The sequence below is a fragment of the Streptomyces sp. NPDC085524 genome (assembly GCF_044541755.1).
Lineage (GTDB): Bacteria > Actinomycetota > Actinomycetes > Streptomycetales > Streptomycetaceae > Streptomyces.
Genome location: NZ_JBITTH010000033.1, coordinates 43,725 through 57,978, shown reverse-complemented (window position 1 = coordinate 57,978; position 14,254 = coordinate 43,725). Strand labels below are relative to the sequence as shown.

Here is a 14,254-nt window from a genome sequence, read left to right as displayed (position 1 = left end):
GCAGAACAGGGGTTCCCACCATGGCCGTTGAGACGACGACCGCGACGACCGCGACGACCGCGACGCGCGGATCCACCTTCCTCAGGGTCTCCATCGGCCTGCAGGCACTGACCCTCTTCTTCCAGGCGGTCAGCGCCGGTCTGCTGCTGTCCACCTCCTACGGCGAGACGCTGCACGCCGTCGGCGCACGCGTGACGTACGGCGCGACGATGCTGTACGTCATCGCCGCGGTCCTGGCGTGGAAGCCGGGCGGGGGATCGCCCCGCCCGATCCTCTACTCGACCGGCTTCCTCGTGCTCTCCTCGGTGCAGGTGGTCCTCGGCATAGCGCACGAGCCCGCTCTGCACGTCCCCCTCGGCGTCCTGATGTTCGGCCTGACCGTGCTGGACCTGGGCCGGGTCCTGATTACGACTGCTTCTTCCAGAGCGTCACTTCGGTGAGATAGGTCGGGATGTCGTGGACCTTGTCGGTCGAGGGCTCGACGGCCATGATCTTCACCATCGCCAGGTTGCCCTTGGTCGTCACCGTGCAGAGCAGATCGCCCTTGACGATGGTGCTGTCCGCTCCGGTCAGGGACTCCGAACCCAGCTTGCCGGGGATCGGGTTCGTGGCCGCCCCGGTCGCGCACTCCTCCGGGGTGGGGCCCTTGCTCTTGCCGAACGGCGTCCCGCTCTTGACCGCGTCGAACCCCATCGTCAACTCGATGTTGCTGCTGGGCATATCGAGGAACGGCGCCACCTTCGGGAAGTCGAGGTCGACCTCGTTGTACTTGCCGAACTCCCTGGGGGCCAGGAACTTCACCGGGGTGTCCTTGAACACCACCGTGTAGGCGGGGGCGGCAGGGGTCTGGGGCGCGGCGGACGCCGGGGCCCGGTCCTGCGCGGCCGACGGGGAGGCGTTCGGCTGGTCCGCCGCCTTGCCCTCGCTCTTGGCCTCCGCCTTGCCCTTGCCGTCGTCGCGCGTGACGTACCAGGCGCCGCCCGCGACCAGGGCGACGGCCAGGACGCCCGCGCCCGCCATCAGGGGCACCCGGCTGCGGCCACGGGTCGCGGGGGCGGGGGCCGGAGCCGGTGCGGGGGCGGCTCCGTAGACCACCGCCTGCGGACCCGTCGCCGCGTGCGTCGGCGCGTACGGCTGCGGGGCGGCGGGCCCGGGAGCCTGCGCGGGACCCTGCGTCGGGGCGTACGGCTGCTGGGCGGCCGGCCCGGGCGCCTGCGTCGGCGCGTACGACGGCGGGGCGGACTGTGCGGGGGCCTGCGTCGGCGCGTACGAGGGCGGGGCGGGCTGCGCGGGCAGGGGCGGGGTCTGCGGCTGCGGCTGCGGCTGCGCCTCGGCCAGCCGCTCCCGCCGGGCTATCTCCGCCGTGACGGCCTCGGGCAGCCAGCCGTTGAAGTCGCGCAGCGGCCGCCCCGCCACCCGCTCGCACCACTCGGACAGCTCCGCGGTCCCCGGCCGCCGGGAGGCATCGGCCGCCAGGCAGCGCTCCAGCAGGGGCCGCAGCGGATCCGGGTAGCCGCTCAGGTCCGGCGCCTGCTGCGGGGTGTTGGCGATCGAAGCGGCGATCGAGAGCCCCGAGCCGTCGCCGTACGGGTGGCGTCCGGTGGCCACGACCGCGGCGATCAGGCCCAGCGCGAACACGTCGGTCGCCGGGGTGACCTCGCGGCCCAGCGCGTGCTCCGGCGACATGTACTGCGGCGTCCCGATGAACCCGCCGCTGCGCGTGAGCTGGGTGGCGTCGGTCGCGCGGGCGATGCCGAAGTCGATCACCCAGGGGCCGTTCGAGCCCAGCAGGATGTTGCTGGGCTTCAGGTCGCGGTGGATCACCGACGCGGCGTGCACGGCGTGCAGGGCCTGCGCGGTGCAGCCGATCAGCTGGAACACGGCGGGGAGCGGGAGCGGCCCGTGGGCGGCGAGCGCGTCGTCCAGCGCCAGTCCCGGTACGTAGGCGCTGGCGAGCCAGGGCTGTTCGCCGCTGGTGTCGTGGTCCACGACCGGCACGATGTGGTAGCCCTGCACGCGCCGCGCTGCCTGGACCTCGCGCTCGAAACGGGCGCGGAAGTCCTGGTCCTGGGCGAACTCGCGCCGGATGACCTTCAGCGCGACCGGCTGGTTGCCCCGGGTCCGGGAGAGGTAGACCGATCCCATGCCGCCTTCGCCGATCCGTGCGAGCAGCCGGTAGCCGGCGATCTCCTGCGGATCGTCCGGACCCAGCGGACTCAGCACGGACTGTTCGGCGTTCGAGGCGGTCGCCATCAATTCCCCCTAGATGATCACGAAGTCGAGATCGTATAGGGGTTCACCACAAGCGATCCAAAACCCTTCGGCGGCTGAGACGGGTACACCTGTGCTGCGGCGGTGAGCCCTCCCGCCACCCCCCGCCGGACCCGGCTCGACGCGGCCCGTGAGGCCGCCGGCCCGGCTCACGGGCCGAGCGGCCTCACGGGCCGACCGGAGCGATCGGGCGCCGCCCGCTCACGCCAGGAGCTTCGCCTTGGCGCGGTCGAACTCCTCCTGGGTGATGTCGCCCTTGTCCTTGAGCGCGGCGAGCTTGTGCAGTTCGTCCGCCGAACCGCCGCCGCTCCCGGCCGTCTTGCGGACGTAGTCCTGGAAGGCGGCCTCGCTCTCCTTCATCTGCTTCGCGTCCCGCTCGGCCATGCTCTTGCCGCGGGCGATGAGGTAGATGAAGACGCCGAGGAACGGCAGGATGATCACGAAGATCAGCCATCCGGCCTTGCCCCACCCGCTCATGCTGTGGTCACGGAAGATGTCCGTGATGATCTTGAAGAGCAGGAAGAACCAGAGGATCCAGAGGAACAGCCACAGCATCGTCCAGAAGAGGTTGAGGAGCGGGTAATCGTCCATGCTCGACTCCGATCATTTCCGCCCGAATGCGGATCTTTCACCCTTCCCATCCTTGATACAGCCGGGTGATCGAACTCGCACGCCGAGCGGAACCCCCCTGACGATGGGCACATGAGCCCCCCGGACGACAGGCACCAAGGCCGTGCCGTCATCGGTCACATCCTCCGCTCGACGGCCTCGATCGCCCTGCTGACCCTGCTCTACTACCTGACCCCGATGGACCAGGGAGTGGGCGTCGACACCCTCGTGGTGCTGGTCGCAGGGCTGGCCGTGTTCGGCCTGGTGGTCTACCGGCAGGTCAACGCCATCACCCGTTCGGAGTATCCGAGGCTGCGTGCCGTCGAAGCCCTGGCCACCGCCGTGCCGTTGTTCCTGGTGCTGTTCGCGGTGGTCTACTTCCTGATCGCGCAGGAGTACCCGGCCACCTTTTCGGAGCCGATGGACAGGACCGATGCCCTGTACTTCACGGTCACGGTGTTCGCGACCGTCGGCTTCGGGGACATCACGCCCGTCTCCGAGAGCACCCGGGCTCTGGTCACCTTCCAGATGATCGCCGACCTGGTCGTGGTCGGCCTCGTCGCCAGGGTGCTCTTCGGCGCCGTCGAGGTCGGACTGCGGCGGAAGGGTGACGAGGAATCCGGACCGCCTCCGGAGTGAGGGCCGCCCCCGCACGGCCCCCACGCCCCTCGCGCCCCTCACATCCGTCGCGCCCCGCAAGCGCCGCAAGCCCTGCGCGCCCCGCAAGCCCCACGCACCCGCGCGCCCTGCAAGCCCCCGCGAGCCCTGCCGTCACGGCGTCAGGATGATCCGGCCCCGCACCCCGGGGGTCGCCAGCCGGTCGTGCGCCTTGGCGGCGTCCGCGAGGTCGAAGACCTCCGCGACCCGCAGCGCGAGGTCGCCCGCGTCGACCAGGGAGACCAGGCGGGCCAGGTGCTCCCCGTCCGCGGCGACCTCCTGCTCCACCACGCGTACGCCGCGCTCCGCAGCCGGGGCCGCGCCCGGGATCACGCCGACGTACACGCCGCCGTCGCGGACGAAGCCGAGCGCGGGCCCGCCCAGTACGGCCGTGTCCAGCACCCCGTCCACCGGCTCGGCCGGGCCCTCTCCGCGCCGTACGAAGCCGGTCGCGCCCAGGGAGCGCAGGTACGCCTCGTCATCGGCGCCCGCGAGGGCCGTCACCACCAGCCCGGCCCGCGCCGCGAGCTGGACCGCGAGCGCTCCCACCACCCCGGCGGCGCCGGTGACCAGCACCGACGAGCCCGCGGCGAGGCCGAGCAGCTCCACGGAGCGGGCCGCGGTGAGTCCGGCGAGCGGGAGGCCCGCCGCGGTCACCGTGTCCACGGCGGCCGGAGCGGCGGCGATCGCCGTCGCGTCGAGGACGACGTACTCCGCGTGGGTGCCCAGCGGCTTCACCGTCCCGTAGTGCAGCCCGACGACCTGCTGCCCGGCGGTCCAGCCGGCCACCTCGGCGCCGACCGCGTCGATCTCCCCCGCCACGTCCCAGCCGAGGCCGATCCGCTGCCCCTCCCCGCCGAAGACGCCGGCGCGGACCCCGCCGTCGACCGGGTTGAGTCCGGCCGCCCGGACCCGGATCCGGACCTGGCCGGCCTCGGGGCCCGGCACCGCCACCTCGGCGACCCGGACCTGCTCCGGCCCGCCGAAGCCGTCCACGACCACTGCCTTCATCGTTGCGCCGCTCATGATCTCTCCCCGTGGTTCTCGTCGAGTCGTTCGTTCCTCGTGAGCACTAACCTAGGGAGAGGTACTCTCTTTTCGTAAGTACGTACTTCGGGGTGCGTACCCGACCCGGAAGTGGGGCACCCATGGCCACCCGCACCGCCGCGGCCCGCCGCGAAGAAGCCCGCCACGCCTACGACGCCTTCCTCAAGGAATGCCCCACCGGACAGCTCCTGGCCCGCATCAGCGACAAGTGGGTCGGCCTCGTCGTCAGCGCCCTCGCCCAGGCCGACGACCGCTCCATGCGCTACAGCGACCTCGGCCGCAAGATCCCCGGCGTCAGCCAGAAGATGCTCACCCAGACCCTGCGCTCCCTGGAACGCGACGGCATCGTCACCCGCACCGTGACCCCCACCGTCCCCGCCCGCGTCGACTACCGGCTCACCGAACTCGGCAGCACCCTCGCCTGCCTGCTCTCCTCGGTGAAACAGTGGGCCGAGAACCACTTCGACAAGGTCACCGCCCACCGCCAGGCCTACGACGCCGCCGCCGAGACCGCCGCCGCCTCCTAAATCCCCGGCGCCCCGCACCCCCGCAGTGGCATGCTGACAAGGTGAACGGACCCGGCATTCAGCTCACCCTCTCCCCCGACCTGCGCCTCTTCGCCGCACCCAGCAGGCGTGCGGACCGCGTACCGACGGCCACCGACGGCGCCTCCAGCCTCGGACACGTCGTCGAATCCGCCGGGGTCCCGCTCACCGAAGTCGGCCGCCTGCTCGTCGACGGCCACGAGGTCCCCGTCTCCTACGTCCCCCAAGACGGCCAGAACGTCGAGGTGTTCGGCGTCGAGCGGCCCCAGCACGTCAACGGCGCCCCGCTCCGCTTCCTCCTCGACGTCCACCTCGGCACCCTCGCCCGCCGCCTGCGCCTGCTCGGCGTCGACGCCGCCTACGAGAACGAGGACATCGGCGACCCCGCCCTCGCCACCCGCTCCGCCGCCGAACAGCGCGTACTGCTCTCCCGCGACCGCGGACTGCTGCGCCGCCGCGAGCTCTTCGCCGGCGCCTACGTCTACAGCGACAACCCGGACGAGCAACTGCGTGACGTCCTCAGTCGGTTCGCACCCGCCCTCGCGCCGTGGACCCGCTGCACCGCCTGCAACGGGCCGCTCCGCGACGCCGACAAGGACAGCGTGGGCGACCGCCTGGAACAGGGCACGCACCGCTCCTACGACGTGTTCGCGCAGTGCACCGACTGCGAACGCGTCTACTGGCGCGGCGCCCACCACGCCCGCCTGGAGCGGATCGTGGAAGAGGCCCTCACCGAATTCGGCACCGCGGAGCAGACCGGGGCCCGGGCCCAGGCCCAGGAGGCGTAGGGACCAGAGGGCACAGTGCCCAGAAGGCACAGTGCCTAGAAGGCGTAGGCGTCACCGGTGTCCAGCGCGAGCACCACGTGCTCGCCGCCGGCGCTGTCCCGGTCGGTGGCGCCGCCGTTCCACCACGTGTCCACCCGCACCACCACCTCCGACGCCCGCTCCCGCAGCCCCAGCGCCATCCCGATGTGCCGGCCGCTCCCGTGCACCGCCATCGGCCCGGTCTCGCACACCACCTCGCGCAGCCCCGCCCGCGCACAGCCGGACGGCAGCTGCTGCCGGTCGGCGAGATCGGCCGACAGCCGCACCCGCAGCGTCGCGTTCGGCACCGCCGCCGGCCCGTCGTTCTCCGGCACCAGCCAGATCCGCAGCTGCTCCCCGGACAGGACCACCCGGCCGTGGTACGAGACGTCCGCCTCCGGCCCGCCCCAGGCGCCCGCCGGGGCCACCGGCCCCCACGCCAGCAGCCCGGACAACCCCGCCACCACCACACTCGACACGGCAATACGGCGCATCGCCACCACCTCCACTTCGCGTCTTCGCGCGGAGGCTAGCCAGCGGCGACCCCGTCCGGTCGGACCATCACACGAATGAGGGCGGGGCATACCCCCATCCGCCCACCGCCCCCTGCATAGGCTTCCCGCCATGCCGATCACCCGCTCCATCGCCCTCTTCGCCCTCGCCGCCCTCCTGGAGATCGGCGGCGCCTGGCTGGTCTGGCAGGGCGTACGCGAACACAAGGGCTGGGCCTGGATCGGCGCCGGAGTCATCGCACTCGGCCTCTACGGCTTCGTCGCCACCCTCCAGCCCCAGGGCGACTTCGCCCGCGTCCTCGCCGCCTACGGCGGGGTCTTCGTCGCCGGATCCCTCGCCTGGGGCGTCGTCGCCGACGGCTACCGCCCCGACCGCTGGGACATCGCCGGAGCCCTCGTCTGCCTCGCCGGCATGGCAGTGATCATGTACGCCCCGCGCGGCCGCTGAGCCCCGCCCGTCCCGCCTATGCTGGCGAGTATTCGACCGTACGAACGACCGGACGGACGACCGGCCGGCTGAACGAACCGAGGAGCCCCCGCATGAGCACGACCACGGCCATCCGCACCGCCGTCGTCACCGGAGCGAGCAGCGGCATCGGCGCGGCCACCGCCCGGCAGCTCGCCGCGGCCGGCTACCACGTCGTCCTCACCGCCCGCCGCAAGGACCGCATCGAGACCCTCGCCGCCGAGATCACCGCGGCCGGCCACTCCGCCGCGGCCCACGCCCTCGACGTCACCGACCGGGCCGCCGTCGACGCCTTCGCCGCCACCCTCGACCGCTGCGACCTCGTCGTCAACAACGCCGGCGGCGCCCTCGGCGTCGACCCCGTCGCCACCGGCGACCCGGCCGACTGGCGCACGATGTACGAGACCAACGTCATCGGCACCCTCAACGTCACCCAGGCCCTGCTCCCCGCGATCACCGCCTCCGGCGACGGCACGGTGGTCGTCCTGTCCTCCACCGCCGGCCACGCCACCTACGAGGGCGGCGCGGGCTACGTCGCCGCCAAGAACGGCGCCCGCGTCCTCGCCGAGACCCTCCGCCTGGAACTCGTCGGGCAGCCCGTACGCGTCATCGAGATCGCCCCCGGCCTGGTCAAGACCGAGGAGTTCGCGAAGACCCGCTTCCGCGGCGACACCGACCGCGCGGCCAAGGTCTACGAGGGCGTCGCGGAGCCCCTCACCGCCGACGACGTGGCCGAGACCATCACCTGGGCGGTGACCCGCCCCAGCCACGTCAACATCGACCTCCTGGTGGTCCGCCCCCGCGCCCAGGCCTCGAACACGAAGCTCCACCGCGAGCTGTAAGGCCGCTACGGGACCAGCCCGGCCGCCTTCAGGTGCGGCATGAGGGCGGCCGGCTTCAGCCCGGCCGCCCTCGCCGCGTCCAGCGCCCGCTGCAGGTCCGCCGCCAGGGTCGGCGTGAAGTGCAGCAGCACGATGTCACCGGCCTTCAGCTGCGGCACGGGCGGCGTCTGGCTCCAGGTCGTGAAGTCGTACGTCCACGTCACGAGCGCCTTCACCCCGCACGCCTTCGCCGCGAGCCGCACGTCGTCGTTCACGGCCCCGTACGGCGGCCGCAGCAGCTTCGGCGTCCGCCCGAACGCCGCCTGCAGCTGCTCCCCGGCCCCGCACACCTCGGCGTCCTTCCCGGCGGCGTCGAGCGCCGTCAGGTCCGGGTGGTTGACGGTGTGGTTCTCGACGCTCGCCCGCCCCTGTTCGGTGAGGGCCGTGAAGTACTGCGTGTCGTACGAGGTCGCCCCCGGCAGCAGGAACAGCGAGACCGGCACCCGCTTCTCCAGCAGGATCCGGGCCGCCTCGGGATCGTGGTTCCAGCCGTCGTCGATGGTGATGAAGACGACCTTCTCCGCGGTCGGCACGTGCGACACGACGGGCGGCAGCCCGACCCCGGCGGCGCCTGCCGAACCGGCGCCCTCCGAGGCCCCGGCAGACCCGGCGGACCCGGCAGCCCCGGCGGACCCGGCAGCCCCGAGGGCGAGCGACAACGACGCGAGAGCGGCGGCAAGCACGCGAGATCTCCACATGCGGCACACCTTGGTCTAGACCAACTCGCGTCGTCAACCCCCTACTTGGGCGTTCCTTCCGCCGAAAGCACCCGCGCCACATGCGCGTTGCTGCCGACCACATCGGCCGGACCCCCGCCCGCGGGAACCTCGAACGACACGGTCACACTGCGGCGCACGGTGGAGTCCCGCCACCACTTGTCCATGCCGCCGATCACCGCACCGACATCACCGAGATCGGTGCTCCCGTACTTGAACGTCGCCTTGCGGCCCTCCCAGAAGTCGGTCCGCACGAACGTGCACGTGACCAGGGACTTCCCGTCCGCCAGCCGGACCACCGGCAACTCCCCGCCGGCCGCCTCGAAGGACACCCGCTTGTCCACGAGCTCCAGTCCCTCGCCCAGCCTGTTGTAATCGCCGACCACTCCACCGGTCAGCACACCCGGCACGAAGTGCTCGCTCACCGGCTCGCCGTCGGGCAACGAGAAGCTCATGTACTTCGCGTACTTCCCGCACACCTCCCGGTCCGCGGCAGCCGTCGGCGACAGGGTCACCACACCCGCCGCATCCCGCACGGGCGCCGCGATCTCCTTGTCCCTCAGCCGGAAACCGCCCACCTCGTTCGTGCGCGCCGGGTCCGGAGCGGCCGCCCGGTCGTTCACCCACGACATGGCGGCCGCCTTCCACTCCCCACCCGGCGCCTCCTGGACGAAGTAGTGCACGGCGCTGGCCCGGCTCTTCCCGGAACCCGCGAACTCGCGGCTCAGCACGGCGAACGACCGGGGATGGCCCTGCTGGTCCTTCTCCGCCGGGATGAGGAACTCCGGCCGCCCGAAGGAGTCCACCCAGCCGGCCCAGCCCGCCCGCGCCTTCAGCAGATCGACCCACGCCTGGTTCTCCGCCAGCAGCGGCCCCGTCTCCACCGCCGCGAGGGCCTCCCTGTCCCGCCGGGCGACCGCGTCCCGGCGCTCCCAGGCGTACCGGTTGAACACCGTCTCGGCCTGCTCCTTGCCGATCACCATCGGCACCACCGGCACGGTCGGCCCGCTCGCCGGAGCCTTACCGTCCGTCTTCGCGGACGTACACCCGGCGAGCCCGACGGCACACCCCGCCGCCACAGCGGCAACACCCACCCGCAGCCGCCGCTGACCAGCCGAAAGCCCCATCACGAACCATTCCCCCCCCACAGCACTCACCCATCAGGACCGCACCGTTGCGGCCCCGACTGCGAATACCGTACGAGCGGCCTTCAGCGCAGGGTCAGCGGGGTCTCCGACTCGACGCGGGACAGCTTCTCCGGGTTGCGCACGTAGTACAGCCCCACGATCCGGCCGTCCTCGACCCGCGCCGCCATGACCCCGTCGAGCTCGCCGTCCACGTGCACGACCAGCGCCGGGTTCCCGTTGACCAGGGTGTGGCCGACGGCGACCGGGATCCGGTTCTTCCTGAACCCGCCGATGAAGAAGCGGGACACCTTGTCGGCGCCGACGATCGGCCGCACCGCGGCCTGCTTGATGCCGCCGCCGTCGCTCATCAGGACCACGTCCGGCGCGAGCACGTCGAGGAGGCTCTGGATGTCCCCGCCGTTCGCCGCGGCCCAGAACGAATCCAGGGCCGCCCGCGTCTCGCTCTGCGACACCACCTCGCGCGGACGCCGGGCATCGACGTGCTTGCGGGCCCGGTGCGCGATCTGGCGGACGGCCGCCGGGGTCTTGTCGACGGCCTCCGCGATCTCCTCGTACCCGACGTCGAACACCTCGCGCAGCACGAACACCGCCCGCTCGGTCGGCGACAGCGTCTCCAGTACGAGCATCACCGCCATCGACACGCTCTCGGCGAGCTCGACGTCCTGGGCCACGTCCGGCGCCGTCAGCAGCGGCTCCGGCAGCCACGGCCCGACGTACGACTCCTTGCGGCGCGACATGCTGCGCAGCCGGTTCAACGCCTGCCGGGTCGTGATCCGGACCAGGTACGCGCGCTGGTCCCGCACCTGATCGAGGTCGACCTCGGCCCACCGCAGCCAGGTCTCCTGGAGCACGTCCTCGGCATCGGCCGCCGAGCCGAGCATCTCGTAGGCGACGGTGAAGAGCAGATTGCGGTGGGCGACGAAGGTCTCGGTCGCATCGTCGGCTGCCTGATCACTCATGCCTTGATCATCTCTCGCTCGGTCGACGCGCACTAGGCAATCCGCTCGACTACCGCTCGAACCCCCGCACCCTCGGCCGCCACCCTGGCCCGCACCAGCTCCTGGCGCTTGGCGGCGCTCCCGGCGCGGTGCAGCTTGTACCCGCCCGGCCGGTGACCCTCCTCGGCCAGGTGCCTGACGACGCCCGTGCACACGGCCTCCTTCACCTTCGCGCCCAGCCGGCCGTCGATGTGCGCCCACACCGCGACGTCGGCCCTGTTGGCGAACTGGAAGATGCCGGTACCCCGCCCGAGGCTGATGCACTGCGCCGCGAACGGCTGGTGCAGTTCCTCGGGCCGCTCCCCCGCGATCCGGCTGAGCACCGTGTCCGCGACCCGCGCGCCCATCGGCATCGCGGTCTGGCAGCTCATCCGCAGCGGCTGCCCCGACGGCGCCGCCGAATCCCCCGCCGCGAAGACGCGGTCGTCGTCGATGCTGGTCAGCGTCTCGTCCGTGAGCAGACGCCCCAGCGCGTCGGTGCTCAGCCCGCTGCGCACCGCCAGGTCCGGCACCCCGAACCCGACGGTCCAGATGGTGACCGCACTCGGGAGCACCCGCCCGTCGGCGAGCTCCACCGCATCCCGCGCGACGGCCACCACCTTCGAGCCCTCGCCCTCCAGCACGCTCACCCCGAGCGCCGCCAGCCGCCCGGCCACCGAACGCCGGCCCCGCGCGTGCAGGTACGGCCCGAGGACCCCGCCGCACACCAGGGTCACCGCCCGCCCCTGCTCCGCCAGCTCGGCCGCGGTCTCGATCCCGGTCGGCCCGGCCCCCACGACCGTCACCGCCGCGCCGGCGGGTGCCGCGCCAAGCACCGGCAGCAGCCGTTGCACGTCCTCCAGGCTCGCGACGGGGTAACCGAACTCGGCCGCCCCCGGCACCTTCGGGTCGGCACTCCCACTGCCCACCGCGTAGACGAGGTAGTCGTAACCGACCGTGTCCCCCATCGCCAGCTCCACCCGCCGCCCGGCCGCATCGATCCGCGTCACGGCATCCACGACGAGCCGCGCCCCGTCCGCCAGCACCTCCCGGAACGGGACGACCGCCTCCCCGGTCCCGGCCGCCAGCTGGTGCAGCCGGATCCGGTGCACGAACTCCGGCCGCGGGTTGACCAGCGTCACGCTCACATCGCCACGCTGCGTCAGCCGGTTGGCCGCCATGACACCGGCGTACCCGCCACCGATCACTACGACGTTCGTCTTGCCGCTCATGGTGTCTCCTAGGTCCGTCCCCATCGGGTCGACCACAAGACACCGCGCCCCCGGACCCTGTGACAGCCGGAAGCGGCATGTGACCCGGATCACTTCGCAGGCGCTATCGGAGACCATGTGACATTCCGCCATACGTTCGAGCGAACGCCGCCCATTCGGCCCGTCGGAGCCCCGGGGGCGCACCTACGTTCGACCACAACACGAACGGCCCCCGCCCGGGATGGCAGTCCCGGCCGAGGGCCTCACCAACAGGGAAGAAGGACTTCCTCATGGCTGAACAGGACCCTAGCGCCGCCGTGCGCTTCATGGACCTCCAGGACCCTCGATACGCCTACATGTTCGGCTTCCTCCAAGCCGATGGACATCTCGCCCGAGGCAGGGGGCAGAAGGGGCAGCTCGCCGCCGAGCTCAACGCACGGGACATCGACATCCTCCGCGAGTTCCAACAGCTAACGCCCTACTACAGCTCCATCACGGAGCGCGTCAGGCAAACCAACTTCGCCGAAAGGCATCACTCGGCAACCTGGTCCGTCTGCGCCCTCGAAGCCCGGACCATCGTCAACGAGCTCGGAATCCCTTACGGCAAGAAGTCCTTGACGATCAGGCCGCCCCGCACCGAGTTCTCCCGCCCCGACTACCTGCGCGGGATCATCGACGCCGACGGTTCCCTGGGCTGGACCGCCCAAGGATGGCCCTTCCTGTCCCTGACGTCGGCCAGCACCGCGATCTCCGCCTACCTCTGCCACTACGGCCTGAAGGTCACGGGCACCGCCCGCACCATCTCCCGCAACAGGCGGGACGGCGTCTACAACGTCTGCTACTACAAAGAGACAGCGCAGCAGCTCGCCGCGCACTTCTACTACGACGGCTGCCTCGCCATCGCCCATAAGAAGGCGAACGCGGACGCGATCCAGTCCTGGGTGCGCCCTTCGAACATGAAGGTCGCTCCGCCCCGCCGCCGCTGGACCGCCCGGGAGGACCAGGAACTGCTCCGTCTGAATGACCCCACAGTCGCAGGCATCGCCCTCGATCGGACCGAGCAGAGCTGCAAGATGCGCCTCTGGCGCTTGCGCACCGGGAGGATCTGAGCCCCCTGACGCGAAGGGCCCGGACCGACAACGGTCCGGGCCCTTCGCGTACAGGGCGTCAGCCCTTGATGCAGACGACCTGCCTGAGCTTGGCCACGACCTCCACGAGGTCGCGCTGCTGCTCCATGACCTGCTCGATCGGCTTGTACGCCGCCGGGATCTCGTCCACGACGCCGGAGTCCTTCCGGCATTCCACGCCTTGCGTCTGCTCCGCGAGATCCCGGACCGTGAACCGCTTCTTCGCCGCGTTCCGGCTCATCCGGCGCCCCGCGCCGTGGGAGGCCGAGTTGAAGGCAGCCGTATTGCCGAGGCCCTTCACGATGTAGGTACCCGTCGCCATCGAGCCGGGGATGATCCCGTAGTCACCGCTGCCGGCGCGGATCGCGCCCTTGCGGGTGACCAGCAGGTCCATGCCGTCGTACCGCTCCTCCGCCACGTAGTTGTGGTGGCAGCTGATCTCCTGCGTGAAGGAGACCTTCGCCTTCCGGAACTCCTTCCGGACGGCTTCCTTCATCAGGCTCATCATCACGGCGCGGTTGTACCGCGCGTACTCCTGCGCCCAGTAGAGGTCATGCCGGTACGCAGCCATCTCCGGGGTCTCCGCCAGGAAGACTGCGAGGTCCCGGTCGATCAGGCCCTGGTTGTGCGACAGCCCCCGGGCGATCCCTATGTGGTGTTCGGCCAGTTGGTTACCGATGCCACGGGAGCCTGAGTGCAATGTCAGCCACACTGCCCCTTCCTGATCGATATTGACCTCTGAATGATGATTCCCGGCCCCCAATGTCCCCATTTGTCGCAGTGCCCGATCTCGCCGGAACTTCACCGCATCCGCGACGTAGTCGAACCGCTCCCACAGGTCCCCGAACCCCCGTTCCGGGAACCCGTACAGCCGCCCGGGATCCACCGCCTCGCGGTGCATCCCCGCCCCGACCGGAATCACCGACTCGATCCGCGCCCGCAGCTTCGACAGGTCCCCCGGGAGGTCGTTCGCCGTCAGGGACGTCTTCACCGCCGACATGCCGCAGCCGATGTCCACGCCCACCGCCGCCGGGCAGACCGCGTCCTTCATCGCGATGACCGAGCCGACCGTCGCACCCTTGCCGTAGTGGACGTCCGGCATGACGGCCAGGCCCTTGATCCACGGGAGGCCGGCCGTGTTCTGCAGCTGGCGCATCGCGCTGTCCTCGACCGACGCCGGGTCGGTCCACATCCGGATCGGAACCTTCGCCCCGGGCACTTCTACATACGACATACGGAATCAATCCCCCGAAAAACACAGAAAAGTTGGAATGCGCAAAA

At 71.3% G+C, this 14,254-nt stretch carries 16 protein-coding genes; 7 read left to right on the top strand and 9 right to left on the bottom strand.

The window, feature by feature from the left end; genetic code table 11:
• Window positions 1-20 precede the first annotated feature (20 nt).
• Complete coding sequence (locus tag ACIGFK_RS36150) at window positions 21-440, top strand: hypothetical protein (RefSeq protein ID WP_400055252.1); 420 nt, start codon at window positions 21-23, stop codon at window positions 438-440.
• Here the strand turns inward: ACIGFK_RS36150 and ACIGFK_RS36145 are convergent.
• Window positions 406-2,253, bottom strand: a complete 1,848-nt coding sequence (locus tag ACIGFK_RS36145) for a protein kinase (RefSeq protein ID WP_376656880.1) — start codon at window positions 2,251-2,253, stop codon at window positions 406-408. The two genes, ACIGFK_RS36150 and ACIGFK_RS36145, sit on opposite strands and share 35 nt — an antisense overlap.
• A gap of 219 nt (window positions 2,254-2,472) precedes the next feature.
• Window positions 2,473-2,862 (bottom strand): SHOCT domain-containing protein, encoded by a 390-nt coding sequence (locus ACIGFK_RS36140; RefSeq protein WP_376661679.1) that lies wholly within the window; start codon window positions 2,860-2,862, stop codon window positions 2,473-2,475.
• A gap of 111 nt (window positions 2,863-2,973) precedes the next feature.
• On the opposite strand from ACIGFK_RS36140, the gene ACIGFK_RS36135 reads away from it, so the two are divergent.
• Complete coding sequence (locus tag ACIGFK_RS36135; RefSeq protein ID WP_376661678.1) at window positions 2,974-3,519, top strand: potassium channel family protein; 546 nt, start codon at window positions 2,974-2,976, stop codon at window positions 3,517-3,519.
• A 132-nt stretch (window positions 3,520-3,651) separates the two neighbouring features.
• Here the strand turns inward: ACIGFK_RS36135 and ACIGFK_RS36130 are convergent, their stop codons facing one another.
• On the bottom strand, window positions 3,652-4,548 hold the full coding sequence (locus tag ACIGFK_RS36130; protein ID WP_376661680.1) for an NADP-dependent oxidoreductase: 897 nt from the start codon (window positions 4,546-4,548) through the stop codon (window positions 3,652-3,654).
• 137 nt (window positions 4,549-4,685) lie between these two features.
• Here ACIGFK_RS36130 and ACIGFK_RS36125 point away from each other — a divergent pair, with 137 nt between their 5' ends.
• Both ACIGFK_RS36125 and ACIGFK_RS36120 read left to right on the top strand, forming a co-directional pair.
• Complete coding sequence (locus ACIGFK_RS36125; RefSeq protein WP_376661677.1) at window positions 4,686-5,111, top strand: winged helix-turn-helix transcriptional regulator; 426 nt, start codon at window positions 4,686-4,688, stop codon at window positions 5,109-5,111.
• 41 nt (window positions 5,112-5,152) lie between these two features.
• Window positions 5,153-5,917 (top strand): Mut7-C RNAse domain-containing protein, encoded by a 765-nt coding sequence (locus tag ACIGFK_RS36120; RefSeq protein WP_376661676.1) that lies wholly within the window; start codon window positions 5,153-5,155, stop codon window positions 5,915-5,917.
• Window positions 5,918-5,952: 35 nt separating this feature from the next.
• Here ACIGFK_RS36120 and ACIGFK_RS36115 read toward each other — a convergent pair whose 3' ends face one another.
• Window positions 5,953-6,429: a hypothetical protein gene (locus ACIGFK_RS36115; protein ID WP_376661675.1), complete on the bottom strand. Its 477-nt coding sequence runs from the start codon at window positions 6,427-6,429 to the stop codon at window positions 5,953-5,955.
• Between the two features lie 130 nt (window positions 6,430-6,559).
• Here ACIGFK_RS36115 and ACIGFK_RS36110 point away from each other — a divergent pair, with 130 nt between their 5' ends.
• On the top strand, window positions 6,560-6,895 hold the full coding sequence (locus ACIGFK_RS36110; protein WP_376661674.1) for a YnfA family protein: 336 nt from the start codon (window positions 6,560-6,562) through the stop codon (window positions 6,893-6,895).
• A gap of 92 nt (window positions 6,896-6,987) precedes the next feature.
• Entirely contained in the window at window positions 6,988-7,755 is a 768-nt protein-coding gene (locus ACIGFK_RS36105; RefSeq protein WP_386470051.1) for an SDR family NAD(P)-dependent oxidoreductase, read from the top strand.
• Window positions 7,756-7,760: 5 nt separating this feature from the next.
• Here the strand turns inward: ACIGFK_RS36105 and ACIGFK_RS36100 are convergent, their stop codons facing one another.
• The 4 genes from ACIGFK_RS36100 to ACIGFK_RS36085 form a co-directional block, all read right to left on the bottom strand.
• The gene (locus tag ACIGFK_RS36100) at window positions 7,761-8,477 is read right to left on the bottom strand and encodes a polysaccharide deacetylase family protein (protein ID WP_400055248.1); all 717 of its coding nucleotides are present in this window, start codon (window positions 8,475-8,477) and stop codon (window positions 7,761-7,763) included.
• 56 nt (window positions 8,478-8,533) lie between these two features.
• Window positions 8,534-9,499 (bottom strand): hypothetical protein, encoded by a 966-nt coding sequence (locus ACIGFK_RS36095; protein WP_400055246.1) that lies wholly within the window; start codon window positions 9,497-9,499, stop codon window positions 8,534-8,536.
• Window positions 9,500-9,720: 221 nt separating this feature from the next.
• Complete coding sequence (locus tag ACIGFK_RS36090) at window positions 9,721-10,617, bottom strand: RNA polymerase sigma-70 factor (protein ID WP_376661670.1); 897 nt, start codon at window positions 10,615-10,617, stop codon at window positions 9,721-9,723.
• A gap of 32 nt (window positions 10,618-10,649) precedes the next feature.
• The gene (locus ACIGFK_RS36085; protein WP_400055244.1) at window positions 10,650-11,867 is read right to left on the bottom strand and encodes an NAD(P)/FAD-dependent oxidoreductase; all 1,218 of its coding nucleotides are present in this window, start codon (window positions 11,865-11,867) and stop codon (window positions 10,650-10,652) included.
• Window positions 11,868-12,136: 269 nt separating this feature from the next.
• On the opposite strand from ACIGFK_RS36085, the gene ACIGFK_RS36080 reads away from it, so the two are divergent.
• A complete protein-coding gene (locus tag ACIGFK_RS36080; RefSeq protein ID WP_400055242.1) occupies window positions 12,137-12,955 on the top strand; it encodes a hypothetical protein in 819 nt (272 codons plus the stop codon).
• 58 nt (window positions 12,956-13,013) lie between these two features.
• On the opposite strand, the gene ACIGFK_RS36075 is transcribed toward ACIGFK_RS36080, so the two are convergent.
• Entirely contained in the window at window positions 13,014-14,207 is a 1,194-nt protein-coding gene (locus ACIGFK_RS36075; protein WP_376661837.1) for an RtcB family protein, read from the bottom strand.
• Window positions 14,208-14,254 lie beyond the last annotated feature (47 nt).